18 protein-coding genes and 1 rRNA gene are annotated in these 24364 nt (G+C 72.8%); 16 read left to right on the forward strand and 3 right to left on the reverse strand.

Features of this window, described 5'->3' with window-relative positions:
* Positions 1 to 61: 61 nt before the first annotated feature.
* On the reverse strand, positions 62 to 2296 hold the full coding sequence (locus tag ACFVXH_RS27450) for a transglycosylase domain-containing protein (RefSeq protein ID WP_387828136.1): 2235 nt from the start codon (positions 2294 to 2296) through the stop codon (positions 62 to 64).
* Between the two features lie 401 nt (positions 2297 to 2697).
* Here ACFVXH_RS27450 and ACFVXH_RS27455 point away from each other — a divergent pair, with 401 nt between their 5' ends.
* Positions 2698 to 3051, forward strand: coding sequence for a UBP-type zinc finger domain-containing protein (locus ACFVXH_RS27455; protein WP_049651258.1), 354 nt, complete (start codon positions 2698 to 2700; stop codon positions 3049 to 3051).
* Between the two features lie 273 nt (positions 3052 to 3324).
* A complete protein-coding gene (aspS, locus tag ACFVXH_RS27460; protein WP_387828140.1) occupies positions 3325 to 4632 on the forward strand; it encodes an aspartate--tRNA(Asn) ligase in 1308 nt (435 codons plus the stop codon).
* A 112-nt stretch (positions 4633 to 4744) separates the two neighbouring features.
* Here aspS and ACFVXH_RS27465 read toward each other — a convergent pair whose 3' ends face one another.
* Both ACFVXH_RS27465 and rrf read right to left on the reverse strand, forming a co-directional pair.
* The gene (locus ACFVXH_RS27465; RefSeq protein WP_030246527.1) at positions 4745 to 5458 is read right to left on the reverse strand and encodes an IclR family transcriptional regulator; all 714 of its coding nucleotides are present in this window, start codon (positions 5456 to 5458) and stop codon (positions 4745 to 4747) included.
* A 232-nt stretch (positions 5459 to 5690) separates the two neighbouring features.
* A 5S ribosomal RNA gene (gene rrf, locus ACFVXH_RS27470) occupies positions 5691 to 5807 on the reverse strand.
* Between the two features lie 398 nt (positions 5808 to 6205).
* On the opposite strand from rrf, the gene ACFVXH_RS27475 reads away from it, so the two are divergent.
* The 14 genes from ACFVXH_RS27475 to ACFVXH_RS27540 all read left to right on the forward strand — a co-directional run bounded on the left by ACFVXH_RS27475 (position 6206) and on the right by ACFVXH_RS27540 (position 24236).
* The gene (locus ACFVXH_RS27475) at positions 6206 to 6994 is read left to right on the forward strand and encodes a response regulator transcription factor (RefSeq protein ID WP_304414264.1); all 789 of its coding nucleotides are present in this window, start codon (positions 6206 to 6208) and stop codon (positions 6992 to 6994) included.
* A gap of 12 nt (positions 6995 to 7006) precedes the next feature.
* Positions 7007 to 8506, forward strand: coding sequence for a cell wall metabolism sensor histidine kinase WalK (locus ACFVXH_RS27480; protein ID WP_117488840.1), 1500 nt, complete (start codon positions 7007 to 7009; stop codon positions 8504 to 8506).
* Between the two features lie 260 nt (positions 8507 to 8766).
* The gene (locus tag ACFVXH_RS27485; protein WP_387828145.1) at positions 8767 to 9666 is read left to right on the forward strand and encodes an LAETG motif-containing sortase-dependent surface protein; all 900 of its coding nucleotides are present in this window, start codon (positions 8767 to 8769) and stop codon (positions 9664 to 9666) included.
* Positions 9667 to 9921: 255 nt separating this feature from the next.
* Positions 9922 to 10158, forward strand: coding sequence for a hypothetical protein (locus tag ACFVXH_RS27490; RefSeq protein WP_117488844.1), 237 nt, complete (start codon positions 9922 to 9924; stop codon positions 10156 to 10158).
* The gene (locus ACFVXH_RS27495) at positions 10151 to 11512 is read left to right on the forward strand and encodes an oxygenase MpaB family protein (protein ID WP_387828148.1); all 1362 of its coding nucleotides are present in this window, start codon (positions 10151 to 10153) and stop codon (positions 11510 to 11512) included. The genes ACFVXH_RS27490 and ACFVXH_RS27495 overlap by 8 nt, the downstream gene beginning before the upstream one ends.
* A 420-nt stretch (positions 11513 to 11932) precedes the next feature.
* Positions 11933 to 13495: a cytochrome ubiquinol oxidase subunit I gene (locus ACFVXH_RS27500; RefSeq protein ID WP_387828151.1), complete on the forward strand. Its 1563-nt coding sequence runs from the start codon at positions 11933 to 11935 to the stop codon at positions 13493 to 13495.
* 33 nt (positions 13496 to 13528) lie between these two features.
* Positions 13529 to 14554 (forward strand): cytochrome d ubiquinol oxidase subunit II, encoded by a 1026-nt coding sequence (gene cydB / locus ACFVXH_RS27505; protein WP_074002005.1) that lies wholly within the window; start codon positions 13529 to 13531, stop codon positions 14552 to 14554.
* 4 nt (positions 14555 to 14558) lie between these two features.
* On the forward strand, positions 14559 to 18077 hold the full coding sequence (cydD, locus tag ACFVXH_RS27510; RefSeq protein ID WP_387828154.1) for a thiol reductant ABC exporter subunit CydD: 3519 nt from the start codon (positions 14559 to 14561) through the stop codon (positions 18075 to 18077).
* A 46-nt stretch (positions 18078 to 18123) separates the two neighbouring features.
* Positions 18124 to 19998, forward strand: a complete 1875-nt coding sequence (locus ACFVXH_RS27515; RefSeq protein WP_387828157.1) for a GAF domain-containing sensor histidine kinase — start codon at positions 18124 to 18126, stop codon at positions 19996 to 19998.
* 168 nt (positions 19999 to 20166) lie between these two features.
* On the forward strand, positions 20167 to 20580 hold the full coding sequence (locus tag ACFVXH_RS27520) for a DUF1508 domain-containing protein (RefSeq protein WP_074002007.1): 414 nt from the start codon (positions 20167 to 20169) through the stop codon (positions 20578 to 20580).
* Positions 20570 to 20974, forward strand: coding sequence for a hypothetical protein (locus tag ACFVXH_RS27525; RefSeq protein WP_049655595.1), 405 nt, complete (start codon positions 20570 to 20572; stop codon positions 20972 to 20974). Before ACFVXH_RS27520 ends, ACFVXH_RS27525 begins: the two co-directional genes overlap by 11 nt.
* 451 nt (positions 20975 to 21425) lie before the next feature.
* Entirely contained in the window at positions 21426 to 22457 is a 1032-nt protein-coding gene (locus tag ACFVXH_RS27530) for a PstS family phosphate ABC transporter substrate-binding protein (RefSeq protein ID WP_387828162.1), read from the forward strand.
* 88 nt (positions 22458 to 22545) lie between these two features.
* Complete coding sequence (locus ACFVXH_RS27535; protein ID WP_387828164.1) at positions 22546 to 23586, forward strand: PstS family phosphate ABC transporter substrate-binding protein; 1041 nt, start codon at positions 22546 to 22548, stop codon at positions 23584 to 23586.
* A 56-nt stretch (positions 23587 to 23642) separates the two neighbouring features.
* Positions 23643 to 24236 (forward strand): hypothetical protein, encoded by a 594-nt coding sequence (locus ACFVXH_RS27540; protein ID WP_387828167.1) that lies wholly within the window; start codon positions 23643 to 23645, stop codon positions 24234 to 24236.
* Positions 24237 to 24364: the final 128 nt, after the last annotated feature.

Here is a 24364-nt window from a genome sequence, read left to right on the forward strand (position 1 = left end):
GGGGCGACGTGCGGGGTGACGTGCGAGGCGATGTACGGGGCGACGCGCGGGGAACGCGGCGTCAGGGCTGCTGGTCGTTCTCGGGGTTGGTCGCCGGGCCCGCCGGGGCGGTCGCCTGGCCCCCGGGGGCGCCGGTGCCGGTGCCGGACGGGGTCTTGTTCGGGTCGGTCCGGGGGGCCGGGTCGGGGATGTCGGCCATCGGCAGGGACTGCTTGGGGGTGCCGCGCAGGGCCTGGTTCATGGCGTCCCGCCAGATCGGGCCGGGGCCGTCGGCGCCGAACACCTCGGCCCGGTACTTCCCGTTGATGGTGATGTTGCGCATCTCGACGCCGCCCTGGGGGCCGCCGATCCAGACGGCGGTGGCGAGTTGGGGGGTGTAGCCGTTGAACCAGGCGGCCCGCTTGCGGTCCGAGGTGCCGGTCTTGCCGGCGATCTGGCGGTTGTCGTCCAGGCTGAGCGCCGCGCCGGTGCCGTTGTTCTCGGTGACGCCGTTCAGGACGGTGTTCAGCGCCCGTGCCGTCGAGTCGGAGAACGCTTTCTCGCACTGGGAGGACGGGACGGGGACGTCCTTGCCCTCCACGGTGGTGATCCGGTTGATGGCGACGGGGGCGCAGTGGGTGCCCTGGGCGGCGAAGGTCGCGTAGACGTTGGCCATGGTCAGCGGGCTCATCTCCTCGACGCCCAGGGCCATCGCGGGGACCTCCTCCAGGGGCTTGCCGCTGGCCTTGGTGGTGATGCCGAGCTTGTTGGCCATCTGCTTGACCGCGCAGAGGCCGATCTCCTGCTCCATCTGGATGAAGTAGGTGTTGACCGAGAGGGCCATCGCCATCTTCAGCTGGTACGGGCCCTTCTCGCTCGCGGACTCGTTGGGCACCACCGTCCTGGGCCTGGCCTCGTTCTTCCAGGTGCCCTCGCAGGTCTTCATCGTCGGGTACTCGAGCTTGTTCGGGGACGAGTACTCCTGGGTTGCCGGCAGGCCCGCCTCCAGGGCCGCGGCCGCGACGACCGGCTTGAAGGTGGAGCCGGGCTGGAAGCCGTTGCCGCCGCCCATCGCCGCGTCGACGTTGAGGTTGACGACGGTCTGGTTCTGGTTGGTGTCCAGGCCGTACGGGCGGGTCTGGGCCATGGCGAGGATCTTGCCGGTGCCGGGTTCGACCATGGAGGCGGCGGCGGAGACGCTGTCCGTGACCCGGACGTTGCTGCTCACCGCGTTCTGGGCGGCGGCCTGCTTCTCCGGGTCCAGCGTGGTGTAGATGTTCAGGCCGCCCTGGTTCCAGAACTTCTTGCGCTCGTCGGAGCTCTGGCCGAAGGCCGGGTCCTGCTTGACCACGTGGCGCACGTAGTCGCAGAAGAAGCCCATGCCGGCCTGGGCGGTGATGCAGCCGTTCTGCGGCGCCTTGTAGTTCAGGCCGAGCGGGGCGGCCTTCGCCTCCTTCGCCTGCTCGGCGGTGATGTGCTTGTTCTCCAGCATCTTGTCGATGACGGTGTCGCGGCGGTTCTGCGCGGCCTGCGGGTGCAGCTTCGGGTCGTACTGCGACGGGTTCTGCACCAGTCCGGCGAGCGTCGCCGCCTCGGCGACGGTGAGGTCCTTGTTGCTCTTGCTGAAGTAGCGCTGGGAGGCGGCCTCGACCCCGTAGGCGCCGTTCCCGTAGTACGTGATGTTGAGGTAGTTGGTGAGGATCTGCTCCTTCGGCACCTCCTCCTCCAGCTTGATCGCGACCTTGAGCTCCTGGATCTTGCGGCCCAGGGTCTTGCGCTGGGCCTCCAGGACGGCGTCCCGGTCGTCGCCTGCCTGCTCGACGTTGACGTTCTTGACGTACTGCTGGGTCAGCGTGGAGGCGCCCTGGGAGGCGGTGCCGCTCTCCGCGTTCTTGCTGATCGCCCGGAGGACGCCCTTGAGGTCGACGGCGCCGTGCTCGTAGAAGCGGGCGTCCTCGATGTCGACCTGGGCGTGCCGCATGAACGGCGACATCTGGTCCGCGGTGATGACGGTGCGGTCGCGCTCGTAGACCTTGGCGATCAGGCCGCCCTTGGCGTCGAAGATCTGGGTCGCCTGGGTGAGCGGCGGGGTCTTGAAGTCGGACGGGACGTCCTCGAACCCCTCCGCCGTGCTCTTGGCCGTCAGCCCGATGCCGCCGGCGACGGGTAGGACGAGGCCTGCCAGCAGCACACCGGACACGACGCTCACCCCCAGGAAGGTCGCACCGAGGCGGGCCAGCCGGAGCGGGGCCTTGCGGGACGGCTGGAGGTCCGCGTTCTCGGAGGAACTCCATATCGGGGGGAGGTTCGATTCCATTCCGGAATGCTAACCCTTGGAAGTCTCCGGTCGAACGGTTTTTCGCGTGCGGCTGTCACGGCTCTGCAACAGGCTCCGGGGTCGATTCCCGGGGGGTGAATCGCATACGTACCGAATGAATTCGGGGGAATTCGGCGGCCGGCCTCCGACTCGGTCCGCCCCGCCCCGCCCCCGGCCGCCCTGGTCCGCCCCGTCTGCGGCGCCCCTCCCGTGGCCCGCCCCCTACCAGGTTGATGCCGTGAGCGGGCCGAAAGGTTGCGGCGCCCGGACGGTCAGGTGCCCCGGACGGTCAAGTGCCCCGGACGGTCAAGTGCCGCGGACGGTCAGGTGCCCCGGACTGGCAGCGCCGCCACGGCCGGGCCAGGCTGGTGGGGACGGACCGCCCAGCCGAGGAGGCAGCTATGACCGGCGAGCCGATCCCGGGAATCGACCCCGCCGCGGTGCCCAGCGGCGACGGCTGCGCGGAGTGCCTGGCCGGCGGCGGATGGTGGTTCCACCTGCGCCGCTGCGCGGCCTGCGGCCACATCGGCTGCTGCGACTCCTCCCCCGCCCAGCACGCGACGAAGCACGCGCGCCAGGCCGGCCACCCGTTCCTGGTCAGCTTCGAGCCCGGCGAGGAGTGGTTCTGGAACCTGGACACCGGCGAGTACTACGAGGGCCCGCCGCTGGCACCGCCCACCGCCCACCCGGTCACCCAGCCCACCCCGGGCCCGGCCGGCCGGGTCCCCGTCGACTGGCAGTCGCAGCTGCACTGACGGTCCCCACCGCGACGGCCACCGCCTCCTCCCCGTACGAGGCGGTCGGCCGACGGCGACCGCACCGTTCCGGCGGCCCCTCGCACCGCGCAGGGGCCGCCGACCCCTGTCCGCCGTCCGCCCGGACACCGGCCGCCGTCCGCCCGGACACGAGGGAAAACCCCGCGACTCCCACGGGCTTGATCCTCTACGGTGAACGCGCCCAGGGCGGCCGTTTACCGCCCGTCGACGTGGCGCGACCAACGCGCCCGCAAACCCGGGGAGTTCCCTGTCATGACGCGCACCCTTGTCGCCGAGCTGCCCGCGCACCTGGAGGAGACGGTCACCGTCTACGGGTGGGTGAACACGCTCCGACTCCAGCGGCGCATCCAGTTCGTCCTGGTCCGGGACCACACCGGTCTCGTGCAGGTCACCCACCTCCGGGGTGGGGAGGACGACGTCATCGAGGCCGCCTTCGAGGGCGTGACGGTCGAGTCCGCCGTGAAGATCACCGGCCGGGTGGTCGCCAGCCCGCAGGTCAAGCTCGGTGGTCTGGAGATCGTCCCGACCCGCGTGGAGGTCGTCTCGCCGGCCGAGCCGAAGCTGCCGATCGACGAGAAGACCGGGATCGACCAGCGCCTGGACTGGCGGTTCCTCGACATCCGGCGGCCCTCCCAGCAGCTGGTCTTCGACGTCCAGACGACCGTCGAGCGGGCGATGCGGGCGGTGGCGGCCGAGGAGGGCTTCACCGAGCTGCACACGCCGAAGCTCATGGGGACGGCCTCCGAGTCGGGCGCCGAGGTGTTCGAGGTCGGCTACTTCGGCCGGACCGCCTACCTCGCCCAGTCCCCGCAGTTCTACAAGCAGATGGCCATCGCGGGCGGCATCGACCGGGTCTTCGAGATCGGGCCGGTGTTCCGCGCCGAGCCGTCCTTCACCTCCCGGCACGCCACCGAGTTCACCGGGGTCGACGTCGAGATCGCCTGGGTCGACGGGGTCGAGGACGTGATGGCCTTCGAGGAGCGGATGCTGCACCGCGTCCTGACCGCCGTGGCCGAGCGGCACGGCGCGGCGATCGCCGAGCACTTCGGCACCCCGGTCGTCGTCCCGGAACTGCCGTTCCCCCGGATCACGATGGCCGACGCGCTGGCCCGGCTCCGCGCCACCGGCTGGGACCCGGAGGGCGTCAAGGAGGACCTCGACCCCGAGGGCGAGCGGGCGCTGTGCGGCCTGATCGCCGAGGAGACCGGGCACGAGTTCGTCTTCGTCACCCGGTTCCCAGCCGCCGTGCGGCCGTTCTACCACCTGCGGCCGGAGGACGACCCGACCGTCACCGAGTCCTTCGACCTGCTGTGGAAGGGCGTGGAGATCACCACCGGCGCCCAGCGCGAGCACCGGTACGACCGCCTCGTCGCCCAGGCCTGGGAGAAGGGCATGGACACCGGCCCGCTCTCCGGGTACCTCGACTGCTTCCGCTACGGCACCCCGCCGCACGGCGGGCTCGGTCTGGGGCTCGGCCGGCTGCTGATGCTGGCGCTCGGCCTGCCGTCGATCCGCGAGGCGACGTTCCTCTTCCGGGGCCCGCACCGCCTCGAACCGTAGGGCGTCGAACCGTAGGCGGGGGACCGGAAGACGGAACGGGCCGCGCCCGAGGAGATCCTTTCCTCGGGCGCGGCCCGTTCCGTTCGTGCGTTCCGGCCGCGCTGCCCGGCGGTCAGCTGCGGCGGAGGGCCTCGGTGAGCCGGTTGGCGGCCTCGATGATGGCCTGGGCGTGCAGGCGACCCGGGTGGCGGGTGAGCCGCTCGATGGGGCCGGAGACGGAGACGGCGGCCACCACGCGGTTGGACGGTCCGCGGACGGGGGCGGAGACGGACGCGACGCCCGGCTCGCGCTCCCCGATGGACTGGGCCCAGCCGCGGCGGCGGACGCCGCTGAGCGCGGTGGCGGTGAAGCGGGCGCCCTGGAGGCCTCGGTGGAGGCGCTCGGGCTCTTCCCAGGCGAGGAGGACCTGGGCGGCGGAGCCGGCCTTCATCGGCAGGGTGCTGCCGACGGGGACGGTGTCGCGCAGACCGGAGAGTCGTTCGGCGGCGGCGACGCAGATGCGCATCTCGCCCTGGCGGCGGTAGAGCTGCGCGCTCTCCCCGGTGACGTCGCGCAGGTGGGTGAGGACGGGGCCCGCGGTGGCGAGCAGTCGGTCCTCGCCGGCGGCGGCGGAGAGTTCGGACAGGCGGGGGCCGAGGATGAAGCGGCCCTGCATGTCGCGGGTGACCAGGCGGTGGTGTTCGAGTGCGACGGCGAGTCTGTGGGCGGTGGGGCGCGCCAGACCGGTGGCGGCGACCAGCCCCGCCAGTGTGGCGGGGCCCGACTCCAGTGCGCTGAGCACCAGAGCGGCCTTGTCGAGAACGCCGACGCCGCTAGTGTTGTCCATAGCATGATATTGCAGTCTCAGGTAGCGAGACGCAAGTCTGTTTCGATGTCCGCCATCCTCTCAGATGCCCGCAAAGCACCACTTCCGGGACTCGGCGTCTCGGATGCCGGACGCGCCGCTGCGGGCGGGTCGGCGCCCGTACCGGGGGCGGGGAACGGCCGGGGAACGGCCGGAGAAACGCAAAAAGCCCCTGCCGTGTCTCTTTCGAAACACGGCAGGGGCCGTAAGAAGAATTCGGCGGCGTCCTACTCTCCCACAGGGTCCCCCCTGCAGTACCATCGGCGCTGAAAGGCTTAGCTTCCGGGTTCGGAATGGAGCCGGGCGTTTCCCTCTCGCTATGACCACCGAAATGATCGGGCCGGGCAATTGCTCGAAAGCACTGCCTACGCCTCGCTGTAAATCATAGCAGGAGGAAAAGCGAACGGATTCCGCGGTCCCGAGGGGCCGGTCGCGTCCGGGGGGTCGCTCGCGACCGGGGGTCGGGCCGACCGGCGGGCGGTGTCCACCCGTCGGCTCGCGTCGACCCGCTCGGAGGGGGAGCCGGCACACCGAGGGGGCGCGTCACACAGCGTGCGCGCCCCGTCCGTCGTGTCCACGCCCGTGCGCACACCACCGACCCCACCCCTGTGCGCCGATCGCCCAAAAACCGACCGATAAGGTGTTAATCCAACATTCATCCATGCCGCATAGCCTCCGGGGGCTAGCCTCATGCTGAACGTCATCGTCCGACCGGGAGGCGAAAGCCCCGTGCAAGGCACTGTCACCACACCAGGCGGTTCCACGGTGCCCGGCGGCCAGGGCGAGGCGTTCCTGCTCGTCGTGGACGACGAGCCCAACATCCGCGAGCTGCTCTCCGCCTCGCTGCGCTTCTCCGGCTTCCGCGTCGCCTCCGCCGCCACCGGCACCGAGGCGCTCGAACTGGTCGCCGCCGAGCGCCCGGACCTGGTCGTCCTCGACGTGATGCTCCCCGACCTCGACGGCTTCACCGTCGTCGAGAAGCTGCGCGAGCGCACCAGCCGCGGGCAGATAGCCGGGCCGGCCCACGGGCACCCCGCCGACCACCTGCCGGTGCTCTTCCTCACCGCCAAGGACGGCGTCGGCGACAAGGTCCAGGGCCTGGCCGCCGGGGCGGACGACTACGTCACCAAGCCCTTCAGCCTGGAGGAGCTGATCGCCCGGATCCGCGCCATCCTGCGCCGGGCCGGCGGGCCCGCCGAGGACGGCCGACTGGTCGTCGCCGACCTCAGCCTCGACCCGGTCGCCCACGAGGTCACCCGGGGCGGCACCCCGGTCTCGCTCTCCCCGACCGAGTTCAAGCTGCTGCACTACCTGATGGCCAACGTCGGCCGGGTGGTCTCCAAGTCGCAGATCCTCGACCACGTCTGGGCCTACGACTTCGGCGGGGACCTCTCCATCGTCGAGTCGTACATCTCCTACCTGCGCCGCAAGCTCGACTCCGGCCCGGCGCACGGCCCCAAGCTGATCCACACCGTGCGCGGCATCGGCTACGCCCTGCGCCGCCCCCCGCAGGGCTGACCGGACCCGCTCGTGCCCGCCCGCTTCTCCTCCCGGCTGTCGCTGCGCGCCCGGCTGCTGGTGCTCGTGTTCGCGCTGGTCGCCACCGGGCTCGCGGTCAGCGACACCTTCGTACTCGGCGCCGTACGGACCCAGCTGGTGGAACAGCTGGACGAACAGCTCCAGCGGTACGGGCTGCCGCTCTCCCGCAAGCCCCCGAGCCAGGTGGTCGCGCCGGCCGCCGGGAAGCCCCTGGTCGCCGGGCGGCGGGTCAGCCTGCCCAGCCAGTACCTGGTGCAGTACCTCTCCTCGGACGGCAAGGTCCAGGCGCTGATGCGCCAGCCCGTCTCGGACAGCGACCCGGCGCCCCAGCTGGCCGGACTGGACCCGACCCGGACCGCCCCCGACGTCCCCTTCGACCTGCCCGACCAGCGCGGCCGGCACAGCTGGCGGGTGCTGGTGCTGCCGCTCCAGGCCCCCCGCGGGCAGGCCGCCAACCCCAGCGCGTACGCCTCGCCGGCGGTCACCCCGACCTACGTCATGGTGGCGGTCTCCCGCGAGGACATCGACGCCACCATCGGCAGGCTGAGCACCTCTTTCCTGGCCATCGGCGGCGGCGTCCTGGTGCTGATCGCCGCGCTCGGCTTCTTCGCGGTGCGCGCCGGGCTGCGGCCGCTGCGCCGGATCGAGGCGGGCGCCGAGCGGATCGCGGCCGGCGAGCTGTCGCACCGGATGCCGGAGCTCTCCCCGGGCACCGAGGTCGGCCGGCTGTCGATCGCGCTCAACGGGATGCTCACCCAGATCGAGGCGGCCTTCGCGGCCCGCGCCGAGTCCGAGGCCCGGATGCGGCGCTTCGTCGCGGACGCCTCGCACGAGCTGCGCACCCCGCTGGCCGGCATCCGCGGCTTCGCCGAGCTGTACCGGATGGGCGCGCTGCCCACCGAGGCCGACGTCAAGCGGACCATGACCCGGATCGAGAGCGAGGCCGACCGGATGGGCGCCCTGGTCGAGGACCTGCTGGTGCTCGCCCGGCTGGACGAGGAACGCCCGCTCGACCTCGCCCCGATGGACCTGCGCACCCTCGCCGCCGACGCGCTGCACGACCTCACCGCCCTCGACCCGAGCCGCCCGGTCGCGCTCACCGGCCCGGCCGGCACCGGCGCGCCCGGCGCGGCGCCCGTCCTCGGCGACGAGGCGCGGCTGCGGCAGGTGGTCACCAACCTGGTCGGCAACGCGGTCAAGCACACCCCGGCCGGCACCCCGGTCCGGATCGGGGTGGGCGCCGGCCCCGGCGGCGTCTGCCTGCTGGAGGTCGCCGACTCCGGCCCGGGCCTCACCGAGGAGCAGGCCCAGCGGGTCTTCGACCGGTTCTTCCGGGTCGACGCCTCCCGCAGCCGCGACAACGGCGGCGGCGCCGGCCTCGGCCTCGCCATCGCCACCGCCCTCACCCGCGCCCACGGCGGCACCCTCACCCTGCACACCGCCCCGGGCGAGGGCGCCACCTTCCGCGTCGAACTCCCCCGGCAGCGCTGACCGGATTCCCGCGGGGCCGAATGCCGCGAATTCGGCCCCGCGGACCCGAATGCCGCCAATTCGGGCGTTCGGGGCGCGCTTTTGCCCCGGCTTTGTCGACTCGTCAATTCCCCGGTGAACCCGGAAGGTTGGACGCCCGGTCATTGCCGGAATCCGGCATGGAGCGTTAAGAATGCGTGTGCCTATGATCGGCGTCGTCCGGCCGTGAGGAACCCTCCGGCCGTGACTCTTGCTTTCCTTTCGACCCGAAAGGGGTCATCGTGAACCTCCGCCGTTCGCTGGTCTCGGCCGTCCTCGTCGCCGCCGTCGTCTCGCCCGCCGCCGTGCTCTCCGCCGCGCCCGCCTTCGCGGAGTCGGCGTCGGTGACGCAGACCCGGAGCGACAGCGGCTCGATCGCCGAGCTGGAGCAGGCCGCCGCGGCCGCGGCCAAGGCCCACACGGCGGCCGTCGCGAACGAGGCCGAGGTCACGGCCGAGGCCACCGCGTTCCTGAAGGACCCGCAGCCCTACCAGGGCAGGCTCCAGGAGGCGCGGGCCGCCGCCAAGCAGGCCGCCGCGACCAGGGAGACCACCGACAAGGAGGCCGAGGAGGCCGCCCGGGCGTACGGCACCGCCAAGGAGGAGGACCTCCCCAAGGCCAGGGAGCGGATGCTGAAGGCGTTCGAGGCCGCCAACGCCGCCACCGCCGCGGACGAGAAGGCCAAGGCCGCCGTGACCGCCGCGGGCAAGGCCCTGGACGACGCCAAGGTCGAGGCGTTCCGGCGGATCTCCACGGCCCAGGAGGCCACCAAGGCCGCGGCCGCCACCAAGGCCGCCGCGGACAAGGCGCTCGCCGACGCCCGGGCCGCCGCCGCGAAGCCGGTCGAGAAGCCCGTCGAGAAGCCGGCCGAGCAGCCCGCCGCCGGCACCCCGGCCTCGGACACCGCCGCGACCAAGGCGTCCACCGCGACCAGGGCCGCCACCGCCTCGAACAGGTCGACCACCTCGACCAGCACCGCGACCGCCACGCAGGCCGCCACCACCGGCTCGGCCACCGAACTCGCCGACACCGGTTCCAACCCCGCCACCCCGTACCTCGCCCTGGGCTCCGGCCTCGCCCTCGGCCTCGGCGCCGCCGCCCTCTACGTCTCCCGCCGCAAGCCGGCCCGCTCGGCTTCCTGACCCACCAGGTCCGCGCTCGCCCGAAAGGCGGGCGCGACCACCCCCGAACCGCAGGACAGGCCCCGGCCCGTCCTGCGGTTCCGGCGTTCCCGGCCCCGAAACTCCTCGATCGAGTGAACCCGTTGCCGTTCACCCGGCCGACCCCCAGGTCGCGTGCGACCGTGCTGCCGTTGCTCGCGCGGGCTCGCGCGGGCTGATCACTGGACGGGAAATTGGGGTGTTCCGATGAGCGCGGTTGCTGTTGAGGAGACCGGCGTGGACCTGGACCAGGCGCTGTGGGAGATGTGGAAGTCCATGGACGTTCCCGAGGGCATCCATGTGGAGATCATCGAGGGGTTCGGCGCCGTCACCGTCCTCACCGGCCCCGACCCCGAGCGCCGTGCCTACGCGACCTCGACCCGGGTCCCGTACGGCAAGGAGGCCGTGATCCCCGAGGGCCCCGCCAAGGGCTTCGTGATCGGTCCCGAGATCACCGGTGAGCGCCGTGGCTGAACGCGGCGCGTCGTTCAGGCGGGACCTGTCGGAGTGGCGGATCGTGCTGGTCGCGTGGCGGCTGCTGGTGCTGCAGGCGGCGGATCCGGTGGTGGCGGCGGGGATGGCGGAGCACTCGACGTACCGGGCGCACCCGTGGCGGCGGGTGGAGCACACGCTGGGCAGCGGGCGGCGGCTGTTCTACCAGGACGCGGACGCGCTGCGCCGGGAGGTCGCGCGGCTGGAGCGGGCGCACAAGCGGATCCGGGGGACGGGGTCGGACGGGCGGCCGTACGAGGCCGGGGACGCGGCGACCAGGGCGTGGGTGCTGCTGACGCTCTTCGAGGGCGTGGTCGCGATGCGCCGGCTGGGCGGGGACCGGTACGACGCGGGGGAGTTGGCGCAGGCGTACGCGGAGTTCCGGGAGGCGGTCGCCGTCTTCGACCTCCCGAAGGGCGAGATCCCGGAGACCGTGGGGGAGTTGCCGGCCTACTTCGCCCGGTACGCGCGGGAGCGGCTGGAGCACACCGAGGCGGCGCGCCACCTGTTGGACGACCTGCTGCGCGAGGCGCCCGCGCCTCGCCGGCTCCGGTTCCTCGGTGACGCGGGCTGGCGGGTGGTGCGGGTGGTGGTCGCCCGGGCGATCCGCGAGCTGACGGTGGCGGACCTGCCGCCGGCGGTGCGGGAGCGGTTCGGGCTGGTCCGGACCCGGCGGGCCGCGCTGCTGTCCGCCGTGCTGCACCGCGGTGCCGGTGCGGTCGTCCCGCTCCTCCCGGACCGGCTGCGCTACCGCTCCCCGGAGGAGCACCGGACGCCGAAGCGCCACCGCCCGCACCGGGACGGCCGGGGGCCCAGGCTGGACCGCTTCTTCCACGAGGTGCTCGACCAGACCGGCGACGGCTTCATCACCGCGCACGACCTGCGGGCGATGGCGCACAACGTGTGCTGGCAGCTGGAGTTGGACGAGGCGGGCGAGGCCCGGGTGTACGAGGCCTTCGACAGCTGGTGGGAGCAGCTGCGCGCGGTGATGGACGCGAACGGGGACGGGAGGGTCAGCCGGGAGGAGTTCGTGGCGGCGACCCTGGCCGGCCTGGACCGGGACGAGGCCTACCTGGAGCGGGGGCTGCTGCCCGCGCTGCGGGCGGTGTTCACCGCGGCCGACACCGACGGCAGCGGCTTCCTGGAGTTCGACGAGTACCGCGCGGTGTTCGGCGGGCCGCGCGTGCACCCGGCCGAGCTGTCGCACGGTTTCCGCCGGCTGGACGCCGACGGGGACGGGCGGATCACCCGGGAGCAGTTCCTGGCCGGATTCACCGGGTTCTTCACGGCCCGCGCCGATTCCGTCCCGGGCACCGAGCTGCTCGGCCGCCCGTAGGGCGTGGCCCGCGGGTCCCGGCCGACTCGGCCAGACCCGCGGGCCCCAGCGGCGGCCCGCAGAGGCGAGTCCGAGGACAGGCCCTAGCACGCGGATCCCGTCGGGGCGACCGGGTCGCGGGCCTGTCAAGCGCCGGTTCGGCCAACAACTTCCGGCCATCCGCCCGGTCGTTCGTTGCCCCGGCCCGCGGTGGGTCCGCAGACTGTGCGGACCGCGCCGCGGCCCGTGACGCAGCGCACAGCCTGTCAATCCCACCCCACCTGCGGTTCCCCCGTAAGGATGGTGGATACTGCTCCTTGTGAACGTGTTCACGTTCACAAGCGGACAAGCTTGCGTGGTTGAGCAACGGTCTACGGCTATAGATGAAGTTTGTCCGGAAGATGCCCGTCGTCACGCGGGCAGGTTGGGAGAGAGGGCGACGTGGAACTGGCAATCGCTCACGAAACCATCGCGCGATGGCAATTCGGCATCACCACCGTCTACCACTTCCTCTTCGTCCCGCTCACGATCAGCCTGGCCGCGATCGTGGCCGGTCTGGAGACCGCCTGGGTGCGGACGAACAAGGAGAAGTACTTCCACGCCACCAAGTTCTGGGGAAAGCTCTTCCTCATCAACATCGCGATGGGCGTGGTCACCGGCATCGTCCAGGAGTTCCAGTTCGGCATGAACTGGTCCGACTACTCCCGCTTCGTCGGCGACGTCTTCGGCGCCCCGCTCGCGATGGAGGCGCTGATCGCCTTCTTCTTCGAGTCCACCTTCATCGGCCTGTGGATCTTCGGCTGGGACAAGCTGCCGAGGAAGATCCACTGCGCCTGCATGTGGATGGTGGCGCTGGGCACCGTGCTCTCGGGCTACTTCATCCTGGCCGCCAACTCCTGGATGCAGCACCCGGTCGGCTACGCGATCGACCCGGTCACCGGCAAGGCCCAACTGACCGACGTCGTCCGGGTGCTGTTCCAGAACACCACCCTGGTGGTCGTCTTCCACACCCTGACCGCCGCCTTCCTCACCGGAGCGGCCTTCGTCGTCGGCATCGCCTCCTTCCACCTCTGGAAGGCCAAGCGGCTGCTTGAAAAGAGCGGAGGGGCCGAGACCGCCGACCCGAAGAAGACCGCCGCGATGCGCACCTCGCTGCGGCTCGGCCTGGTGCTCGCGGTCGTCTTCGGCGCCGGCACCGCGCTCAGCGGCGACACCCTGGGCAAGGTCATGTTCGAGCAGCAGCCGATGAAGATGGCCGCCGCCGAGGCGCTGTGGGAGACCCAGGCGCCGGCGCCGTTCTCGGTCTTCGCGGTCGGGGACGTCAGCAAGGGCCACAACTCGGTCGCCCTGGAGATCCCCGGGATACTCTCCTTCCTCGCCCACAGCGACTTCAGCTCGTCCGTCCCCGGCATCAACGACACCGCCGCCGCCGAGGCCGCCCAGCACGGCGGCGACCCCAAGGACTACATCCCGAGCATCTTCGTCACCTACTGGGGCTTCCGCCTCATGATCGGCTTCGGGATGACCTCCTTCCTGGCCGGCCTGATCGGCCTGTGGACCACCCGGAAGAAGCTCTTCCTGCACCCCGAGTTCCGCACCGGCGAGACCGAGGTGCCCCGGCTGATGCTCACCCCCAGGCGCGAGCTGGGGCCGCAGCTGACCAAGTGGAGCTGGCGGATCGGCATCCTGACCATGGGCTTCCCGCTGATCGCCAACAGCTTCGGCTGGATCTTCACCGAGATGGGCCGTCAGCCCTGGGCCGTCTTCGGCCTGATGACCACGGCCAGCGCGGTCTCCCCCAACGTCAGCGTCGGCACCCAGATCGGCGCGCTGGCCACCTTCACCACGCTGTACGCGATCCTCGCCGTCATCGAGGTCCGGCTGCTGGTCAAGTACGCCAAGGCCGGCCCGGTGGTGACCGAGCAGCCGCCCACCAAGGACCCGTCGTTGCGCGGACCGTCCTCGGACGAGGACGCCGACAAGCCGCTCGCCTTCGCCTACTGAGGCGCCGGGACACCGGGGAACTGAGGATCTGACATGCAACTCCACGACGTCTGGTTCGTGCTGATCGCGGTCCTGTGGATCGGCTACTTCTTCCTGGAGGGCTTCGACTTCGGGATCGGCGTGCTGACCAAGCCGCTGGCCCGCAACACCGCCGAGCGGCGGGTGCTGATCAACACCATCGGCCCGGTCTGGGACGGCAACGAGGTCTGGCTGCTGACCGCCGGCGGCGCCACCTTCGCGGCCTTCCCGGACTGGTACGCGACGCTCTTCAGCGGCTTCTACATCCCGCTGCTGGTCATCCTGGTCTGCCTGATCGTCCGCGGGGTGGCCTTCGAGTACCGGGCCAAGAACGACGGCGCCCGCTGGCAGCGGAACTGGGAGGAGGCCATCTTCTGGACCTCCCTCCTCCCGGCCTTCCTCTGGGGCGTGGCCTTCGCCAACATCGTGCGCGGCGTGGACATCGACGCGCAGAAGAACTACGTCGGCACCCTCTGGGACCTGCTGAACCCGTACGCGCTGCTCGGCGGCCTGGTGACGCTCGCCCTGTTCACCCTGCACGGCTCGGTGTTCGCCGCGCTCAAGACGGTCGGCGAGATCCGCGAGCGGGCCCGCAGGTCCGCCCTGGTCTCCGGCCTGGCGACCGCCGTGCTGGCGCTGGCCTTCCTGACCTGGACCCAGGTGGACCACGGCAACGGCCGCAGCCTCGCCGCGATGATCGTCGCGGTGGTCGCCCTGCTCGGCGCCCTGGCGGCCAACCAGCTCGGCCGCGAGGGATGGGCGTTCAGCCTCTCCGGGGCGACCATCGTGGCCGCGGTCGCGATGCTCTTCCTGGCGCTCTTCCCGGACGTCATGCCCTCCACCCTGAACCCGGAGTGGAGCCTGACCGTCAGCAACGCCGCCTCCTCGCCGTACACGCTGAAGGTGATGACCGTCGTGGCGGCGATCTTCACCCCGCTGGTGCTGCTCTACCAGGGCTGGACGTACTGGGTGTTCCGCAAGCGGATCGGCGTCCAGCACATCCCCGGGCACAACCCGGCCGCCCCGCTCGACCAGGCCTGACGCCGTGAAGCCGGTCGACCCCCGACTCCTCGGGTACGCCCGCACCACCAGGGCCTTCCTCGCCGGATCCGTGCTGCTCGGCGCGGTCGGCGCGGCCCTGGTGGTCGCCCAGGCGAGTCTGATCGCCGAGATCGTCGTCCGCGCCTTCCAGCGCGGGGCGACGCTCGGCGAGCTGACCACGCCGCTGCTGCTGCTCGCCCTGACGGCGGTCGGGCGCGGGCTGGTCGGCTGGCTCACCGAACTCACCGCCCACCGGTCCGTCGCCCGGGTGAAGTCCACCCTGCGGCGCCGGCTGCTCGACCACGCCACCGCGCTCGGCCCGTCCTACCTGGCGGGCCGGCCCACCGGCGAACTCACCACCCTCGCCACCCGCGGCATCGACGCCCTGGACGACTACTTCGCCCGCTACCTGCCGCAGCTGGCGCTGGCCGTGGTCGTCCCGGTGATCGTGCTGCTGCGGATCGTCGGCGCCGACTTCACCTCGGCCGCGGTCATCGCCGGGACGCTGCCGCTGATCCCGCTGTTCATGGTGCTGATCGGGATGGCCACCCAGTCCCGGATGGACCGGCAGTGGAACACCCTGTCCCGGCTCTCCCACCACTTCCTCGACGTGGTCGCCGGACTGCCCACCCTCAAGGTGTTCAACCGGGCCCGCACCCAGGCCGCCACCATCGCCCGGATCACCGCCGACTACCGCCGGGCCACCCTGCGCACCCTGCGGATCGCCTTCGTCTCCTCCTTCACCCTGGAGCTGCTCTCCACCCTGTCCGTCGCGCTGGTCGCCGTCACCGTCGGCTTCCGGCTGGTGGACGGCACGCTCGACCTGGAGACCGGGCTGCTGATCCTGGTGCTCGCCCCCGAGGTGTACTTCCCGATCCGCCAGGTCGGCGCGCTCTACCACTCCAGCGTCGAGGGGCTGACCGCCGCCGACGAGCTGTTCCGGGTGCTGGAGACCCCGCTGCCCGCCGCCGGCACCACCCCGGCACCCGACCTCGCGAGCGCCGTGATCGCCGCCGAGGGCCTGGTCGTCCGGCACCCCGGGCGCACCGAGCCGGCGCTGGACGGCGCCGCGCTGACCCTGCGTCCGGGCTCCAGCACGGCGCTCACCGGCCCCAGCGGCGCCGGCAAGTCCACCCTGCTGGCCGTGCTGCTCGGCCTCACCGCCCCGTCGTCGGGCACCGTCCGGATCACCGCCGCCGACGGCCGTACGACGTACGACCTGGCCGAGCTGGAGCCGGAGAGCTGGCGGCGGCAGATCGCCTGGGTGCCGCAGCACCCGCACCTGTTCGCCGGGACGGTCGCCGAGAACCTGCGGCTCTACCGGCCGGAGGCCACCGACGAGCAGCTGTGGACGGCGCTGCGGGCCGCGCACGCGCTCGACTTCGTGACCGACCTGGCCGCCGTCCTCGGGGAGGACGGCGCCGGGCTCTCCGCCGGGCAGCGCCAGCGCCTCGCCCTCGCCCGGGTGCTGCTCGCCGAGGACCGGCCGCTGGTGCTGCTGGACGAGCCGACCGCCAACCTGGACGGCGCCTCCGAGGCGGCCGTGGTGGACGCCGTCCGGGCGCTCGCCGCCGACCCGGCGCGCACCGTGCTGGTGGTCGCGCACCGGCCCGCCCTGCTGGCCGTCGCCGACCGGCGGGTACGGCTGGCCGGAGCCCCGGCGGCCGCCGCCCCGGCCGCCCCGGTGGCGCCGCTCGCCCACAGCGGCCGCCCCACGCCCGCCCCCGCCGTCGCCGAGGAGCCCCGGCCCGAGGGCGGCGGCACCCCCCGGCTGGCGCTCTCGATCCTGCTCGGCGCGCTCGCCCTCGGCTGCGCCGTCGCGCTGATGGCCACCTCCGGCTACCTGATCTCCCGGGCCTCCGAGATGCCGCCGGTGCTCTACCTGATGATGGCCGTCACCTCGGTACGGGCCTTCGGCATCGGCCGCAGCGTCTTCCGCTACGCCGAGCGGCTGGTCTCGCACGACGCGGTGCTGCGCACCCTCGGCACCCTGCGGGCCGCCGTCTACCGGCGGCTGAGCGCGCTCGCCCCGGCCGGACTGCCCGCCTTCCGGCGCGGCGACCTGCTCTCCCGGCTGGTCGCCGACGTGGACGCCGTCCAGGACCACTACCTGCGCTGGCGGCTGCCGGCCGCGGTGGCCGGCCTGGTCGCGCTGGCCTCGACCGCGGCGATGGCCGCCTTCCTGCCGGCCGCCGGGCTGGTGCTCGGCCTCGGACTGCTGCTCGCGGGCGGGCTGGTGCCCGCCCTGGCCGCCCGCTGGTCGGCCGGCGCCGAGCGGCGCCAGGCCCCGGCGCGCGGGCGCCTGGCCACCGCCGTGGTGGACGCCTTCACCGGCACCGCCGAGCTCACCGTGGCCGGCGCGCTGCCCGGCCGGCTGGCCGCCGTCCGTAGCGCCGACGCCGCGCTGACCGGGCTGGCCGCCCGCTCGGCCGCCACCACGGCGCTCGGCACCGGGCTGATCGCCCTGCTCACCGGGCTGACCGTGACCGCCGCGGCCGCGGTCGGCGTCCAGGGGGTGCGCGACGGGGTGCTGGCGCCGGTCTGCCTGGCCGTGGTGGTGCTGACCCCGCTGGCCGCCTTCGAGGCCGTCACCGGGATGCCGCTCGCCGTCCAGGCCCGCCAGCGCAGCCGCGCCGCGCGGGCCCGGCTGGACGAGGTGCTCTCCGCCGAACCCCCGGTCGCCGAGCCCGCCGAACCGGTGGCGCTGCCCGAGCGGCCGCTGCCCGTCGCGGTGCGCGGGCTGACCGTACGGCACCCCGGGCAGACGGCGGACGCGCTCGTCGGGGTGGACCTCGACCTCGCGGCCGGCCGCCGGATCGCCGTGGTCGGCCCGTCCGGCTCCGGCAAGACCACCCTCGCCCAGGCGCTGCTGCGCTTCCTGGAGCCGAGCGCCGGAACGGTGCGGTTCGCCGACGGCCGCCCCGAGGCCGTGGACAGCCGCGCGCTGGCGGGCGAGTCCGTCCGCCGGGTGATCGGGCTCTGCGCCCAGGACGCCCACGTCTTCGACAGCTCGCTGCGGGAGAACCTGCGGCTGGCCCGGCCGGCGGCGGGGGAGGAGGAGCTGCGCGCCGCGCTGGCCGCCGCCCGGCTGCTGGAGTGGACCGAGGGCCTGCCGGACGGCCTGGACACCATGGTCGGCGAGCACGGCGCCCGGCTCTCCGGCGGCCAGCGCCAGCGGCTGGCGCTCGCCCGGGCGCTGCTCGCGGACTTCCCCGTGCTGGTCCTGGACGAGCCCGCCGAGCACCTCGACCTGCCCACCGCCGACGCCCTCACCGCCGACCTGCTGGCCGCCACCGAGGGCCGCACCACCGTGCTGATCACCCACCGGCTGGCCGGGCTGGACGACACCACGGTGGACGAGGTGCTGGTGCTGGACGGCGGACGGGTGGCCGAGCGGGGCCGCTGGTCGGAGCTGGTCGCCGACCCGGACGGGCGACTGCACGCGATGTGGCGGCGGGAGCGGGAGGCGGACGGGCTGCTGGAGCCGGTTCCGGCCGCCGCCGGCCGGGCCGTCACCCGTTAGTCGCGCCGTCCTTCGGCTGAAAAGCGTACAAACGTAGGCTTTCTTCATGGACCCCACGCCGGACCTCCCGCCCGACCCCGCTCCGGGTTTCCCGTCGGACCCCGTTCCGGGCCTTCCGTCGGACCTCCCCGGGGCCGCCGCCGAGCAGACGCCCCACCAGGTGCCGGAGATCGCCTCGCTCGGGCTGGACACCTTGGTCACCGAGGTCGCCGAGCGCCTGCAGTCGGCCGCCGCGGTCACCGACCGGATGCAGCGGCTGCTGGAGGCGGTGGTCTCGATCGGGGCCGGGCTGGACCTGCACGCCACCCTGCACCGGATCGCCGTGGGCGCCGCCGAACTGGTCGACGCCCGCTACGCGGCGCTCGGCGTGATCGCCCCCGGCGGCACCGGCCTGGCCGACTTCATCCACGTCGGGGTCGACGACGAGACCGCCGCCGAGATCGGCGAACTGCCCGCCGGCCGGGGCATCCTCGGCGCGCTCATCGACCGCCCCGAGCCGCTGCGGCTGGCCGACCTCCGCACCGACCCGCGCTCCTCCGGCTTCCCGCCGCACCACCCGTGCATGAGGACCTTCCTGGGCGTGCCGATCCGGGTCCGCGCGGAGGTGTTCGGCAACCTCTACCTCACCGAGAAGAAGGGCGGCGGCGCCTTCACCCCCGAGGACGAGCAGGTGGTGCACGCGCTCGCCGCGGCGGCCGGCGTGGCCATCGAGAACTCCCGGCTGTACGAGGAGGGCCGCCGCCGCGAACGCTGGATCGCCGGCGCCGCCGCCGTCGCCACCGCCCTGCTCTCCGCCGAGCAGGCCGAGAGCGCGCTGACCGTCGCCGCCGAGCAGGTACGGGAGCTGGCGGACGCCGCGCTCGGCATGATCCTGCTGCCGACCGGCCCGGAGGGCGGCGGCGAGGGCGACGGGCAGATGCGGGTCGCGCACGCCTCCGGCGAACTGGCCGAGTACGTCCGCGGCGAACTGCTGCCCAGGGAGAGCTTCGCGGCGCGGCTGCTCGCGGGGGAGAGCGTCTACCTGGACGACATGTCCAGCGACCCGACCGTGGTGATCCGGCTCGCCCGCCGCTTCGGCCCGTCCATGGCCGTGCCGATGGTCGCCGCCGGGCGGGTGCTCGGCGGGCTCTGCGTCTGGCGCCCGCACGGCGCGGTGCCGTTCACCGACAGCGAGAAGCAGCTCGCCGAGACCTTCGCCTCGCAGGCCGCGCTGGCCCTGCGGCTCGCCGAGGGCCAGCGCGACCAGCAGCGGCTGGCCGTCTTCCAGGACCGCGACCGGATCGCCCGCGACCTGCACGACCTGGTGATCCAACGGCTGTTCGCCACCGGGATGATGCTGGAGAGCGCCGCCCGGCGGGCCGTCGTCCCCGAGGTCAGGGTCGGCATCGGCAAGGCGGTGGACGAGCTGGACGCCACCATCCAGGAGGTCCGCACCACCATCTACGCCCTCCAGCACGACGACCACGGCGACGCGCCGGACACCCTGCGCACCCGGGTGCTGCGGGAGGCCAGCCAGGCCGCGGCCGCGCTCGGCTTCAAGCCCTCGGTGAGCTTCGTCGGGCCGGTGGAGAGCCTGGTCGGGGAGAAGACCGGCCGTCAACTGCTCGCCGCCCTGCGCGAGATGCTCTCCAACACGGCCCGGCACGCGCGCGCCTCCCGGGTCGGCGTGGAGATCGACGCGACCACCCACCTGGGCGAGGACGGCCGCCCGGTGGGCGGCGACCCGGACTCGCTGGACCGGGGCGGCCGGCCCGGCGTGCTGCTCACCGTGACCGACGACGGGGTGGGCATCCCGGCCGGCGGCCGGCGCAGCGGCCTGCTCAACCTCACCCGGCGCGCCGAGGCGCTCGGCGGCGACGCCTGGCACGAGAGCGGGCCGTACCGCAAGGGCACGATGGTGCGCTGGACGGCCCGGCTCTGAGGGTTCCGACCGGGACTACCACCAAGAACCGGTGAAAGTTAAACGAGAGAGAACTTCCCGACCAACAGCGCAAGTTGTGAACGTTCTGGGCTTTCGGGGGCTCCGTGTGCACACATAGCTTTGCTCCGCTCGGAGGGGAAACCGGAGGGCAACCGGACGGAGGGGGCAGTGAACGCTGCCGGCCGCGGTCACACCGCAGCAGGGGCAAGTCGAGGGGGTTTCCGCGCCGAACGGGCAGCGGACGGGCGCTACCGCTGGCAACTGAAGGCGTCCAACGGCCGGGTGGTCGCGATCACCCCGGCCGCGTTCGAGACGGCGGGCGAGGCCGAGCGGGGCTTCGACGGCCTGCGCGCCGCGGCGCCCGGGCTCACCGCGCGCATCACCCACGTACGGGAGGGCATCGGCTGGATCTGGGTCGTCCCGGGCTCGCGTGCCCTCCCCGAGGTGCGCTCCAGCCGCGCGTACGAGCGGTACGCGACCTGCCAGAACGCCTTCCGGCGGTTCGTGGTGCTGCTCTCCAAGCAGCCTCCGCACGAACTCCCGGAGCCCGCCGTACCGTTGAGACGCACCGATGGCCGCTGAGCGACGCGGCCCGCGACTGCTGATCGTGCCGGCGGCCGACCGCTGCCTCGGCTGGGCACTGCGGGCCGCCAACGGGAGGCCGCTCGGGGTCGGCGTACGGACGTACCGCAGCGAGGATGAACTCGCCGAGGCCGTCCGGGTGCTGCTGATCGAACGGGCCGCGCTGCGGTGCTCGGTCGGGCAGTCCGAAGGACGTCAGTGGGTCTGGGCCGCCTACCTGCCGGTGCGCAGCACCCGGCCGGGGGCGGCCGACGCCGTCCCGGTCGCCCGCAGCGCCCGGGGGTACCTGCGGCGGGACCAGTGCCAGGCGGGGATCGAGGGGTTCCTGGCCGGACTGCAGTGGGTGGGGCAGGAGTTGCGGCGATCGGGGCGGGACGGCCGCCGGCCGCTGTAGAAGACCGCGTGCATGGCGGTCCGTCGAACGCGACGGACCGCCATGTCGGCATGTCCGGAGGCGTGTCCGGGGCGTATCCCGGGCGTATCCGGAGCATGTCCGGGGGCGGGTCCGGAGGCGGCGGTTCCGTCCACGGCCCCCGTCCGTGCAGTTCCGGTGAAGGGCAGGTTTCCGGCAACACCCCGAGCAGCTTCCTGGAGAAGAACGTCGACCGGGTTCGGAGGGCCGGTAGTGCCCCTGTCACGTGCACGCTGACCAGTGGCTAAACCTCGTCGAACCGATGAGTCGACATTCCCCGGCCGGACCCGGCCTCCCTTCCGGCGGAACCTCCCCGCCGGACAGGATCGGCACTGCCGGCGAGGCCGCAGCGGACGCGGCCACACGGCCCCGAACTCCCGAACGGAGTACGGGTTTCACGCGATGTACGTCTCTCCCCCGGAGGAAGAGGAACATGCGTAAGACCGCTGCCAAGCTGCTCACCGTCGCCGCCCTGGCGACCTCCATCGCGACCGTCGCCGGCGGCACCGCCGTCGCCGACCCGGCCGCCGGCGTGACGCCGCGCGCCATCGACTTCGTGGGCACCGGCTCCGACACCACCCAGGCCGTCGTGAACCAGCTCGCCGCCGACTACAACGCGTCGCTGACCGACCCGAACGCCCCCCGCGTCTACAGCTGGGACGCGACCCCCATCAACACCACCATCACCCCCAAGGCCGGTTCCGCCGCGATCGCCCGCCCGAACGGCTCCGGCGCCGGCATCAAGGCGCTGACCACCTACACCAACACCACGGTGGACTTCGCCCGCTCCTCGCGTGGCCCGCAGGCGAGCGACCCGAGCAGCGACGACTTCGTCAGCCTGGCGAAGGACGCCGTCGCCTGGGCCGCCCCGGCCACCGGCAACGCCCCGGCGAACCTGAGCACCGCGAACCTGAAGGACATCTTCACCTGCGCGGTCACCAACTGGCACGACATCGACGCGTCGCTGCCGAACGCCACCATCAAGCCCTTCCTGCCGCAGACCGACTCCGGCACCCGCTCCTACTTCCTGACCACCATCGGTGGCGGCGTCGCGGTCACCCCCGGTGCCTGCGTCGTCAGCGGCACCCAGGAGAACCAGGGCAGCGACTCGGTCCTGGCCGACCCCAACGCGCTGGTCCCCTACTCCGTGGCCCACTACATCGGCCAGGTCTACTACGGCCAGGGCAGCGGCGCCGACGTCCAGGGCCCGCTGACCATCCGCAACGTCAACGGTGTCCTGCCGGTGGACACCGCGGCCAAGACGATCAGCACCGCCTTCGCGGCCACCCCGTACTCCCGCGTGGTCTACAACGTCTTCCGTGACAGCGAGTGGACCTCGAACGCCACCCTGCGCGCCATCTTCGGCAAGAACGGCTGGCTCTGCAACAACGGCGCCAACGACCTCAAGAGCTTCGGCTTCCTGCCGCTGCCGGCCTACGCCTGCGGCGCCGTCACCCACTCCTGATCCACCCCGCACCACACCGGCGGCCGCGGGGCCTGGCCCCGCGGCCGCCGGGCCACCCTCACCACGACCGGACGCCGGAGGCGGGCCGATGCGCAGGGCCATGACCAAGCTGGGCGGTGCCGCCGCGATCGCCGTCCTGGTGACGACCACCGCAGGCGGTACCGCGCTCGCCGACCCGGCGGCCGGTGTCACACCGCGTGCCGTCGACGTCGTGGGTGTCGGCGACGGGACCACCCAGATCCTGATGAACCGGATCGCGAGCGGCTACAACGCCTCGCTGACGGATCCGGCGACACCGAGGCTGTACAGCTGGGACACGCGTCCGAGCGGGACCATCACCACCAAGTCGGGTGCCACGACGATGGCCCGGCCCGCGGACCAGCACGCCGGCATGGTCGCGCTGAACGGCCGCACCGGCACCACCGTGGACTTCGCCCGCGCGTCACGCGGCCCGCAGCAGGACGACCTCTCGACGGACGACTTCGTGGCCATCGCCTGGGACGCCGTCGCCTGGGCCGCCCCGGCCACCGGAAACGCCCCGGCGAACCTGAGCACCGGGAACCTGAAGGACATCTACACCTGCGCGGTCACCACCTGGAACCAGATCGACCCGGCGCTGCCGAACGCCACCATCAAGGCCTACCTTCCCCCGTCCGGGACAGGTCTGAGGGCGCACTTCCTGCTCACGATCGGTCGCGGCTACGCGGTCACCCCCGGTGCCTGCGTCACCAGCGGCATCCGGGAGAACCAGGGCAGCGACCCGCTCCTGGCCGACCCCGACGCGTTGATCCCCTACTCGACGGGCTACTACATCGGCCAGGCGTACCAGGGACAGGGCGGTGGTGAGGACGTGCCGGGTGCCCTGACCCTGAGGTCCGTCGACGGCATCGCGCCCATCGACCCGCAGACCAGGACGATCTCGGCCTCCGCCGTCACGGCGCCGTACGGGGTCGTGCTGTCGAACGTCCTGCGCGACGCGGAGCTGTACGCCGACAACACCCGTGGTGCCGCGCTGCGCGGCATCTTCGGCCGCGGCGGCTGGATCTGCCGCAACGGCGCGGACGCCATCAGGAAGTCCGGCTTCGTCCCGTTGCCGCAGATCGCCTGCGGCTCCGTCACCCATTCCTGAGCCCCGCCGAACCGCACCACCAGCACATCACCTCTCCCTCTCCCAAGGAGTCCAGCATGTCCCGCATCAGCGCCCGCCTGGCCGCTACCGGTGCCGCCGTCGTCCTCTCCCTGACCGCCGTGAGCGGCGTCGCCGTCGCCGACACGGCCACCACCCCGGCCGCCGGCCAGGCCGTGATCACCACCGACGTCAACTTCCTGACGAACGCCGCGCTCAACGGCATCGTGATCATCCCGCTGCAGCCCGCGGACCCGGCGTACGACCAGACGGCGGGCCTCACCGTGACGCTTCCGGTGACCGGCGGCGCCGCGAACATCCCGAGCTTCTACGGCGACGTGCAGTTCGGCGGCGGCCTGCTCTTCCTGAACCTCAAGACCGGCAAGAGCGTGGCCTTCAAGCAGCTCGACTTCTCGGCCGACAACGGCTACTTCACCGGTGTCCCGAACGGCTCGACCACGCCGGTCCCGCTGCTCGACCCGTCCGGCGACAACGTGATCACCCGCAGCGGCCTCACCCAGAACCTGACCTCCTCCAGCTTCGAGGTGGACGCGGCCGGCGCGCAGTACCTCGACACCAAGCTGGGCACCGGCTACTTCACCGCCGGCCAGAAGATCGGCAAGCTCGCGCTGTCCTACACCCCGGCGCACTGAACCACCCGGTACCGCTCGCCCGGTACTGAACCGCAGGTCGGCGGGCCCCCCGCGGGGGGCGGGGCCGGCGCGGGCGGGGGGTCCCACACCGGGTCGGGGGGGGGGGGGTGGGGGGGCGTGGCTAGGGT

The organism is Kitasatospora sp. NPDC058184 (assembly GCF_042883725.1).
GTDB lineage: Bacteria > Actinomycetota > Actinomycetes > Streptomycetales > Streptomycetaceae > Kitasatospora.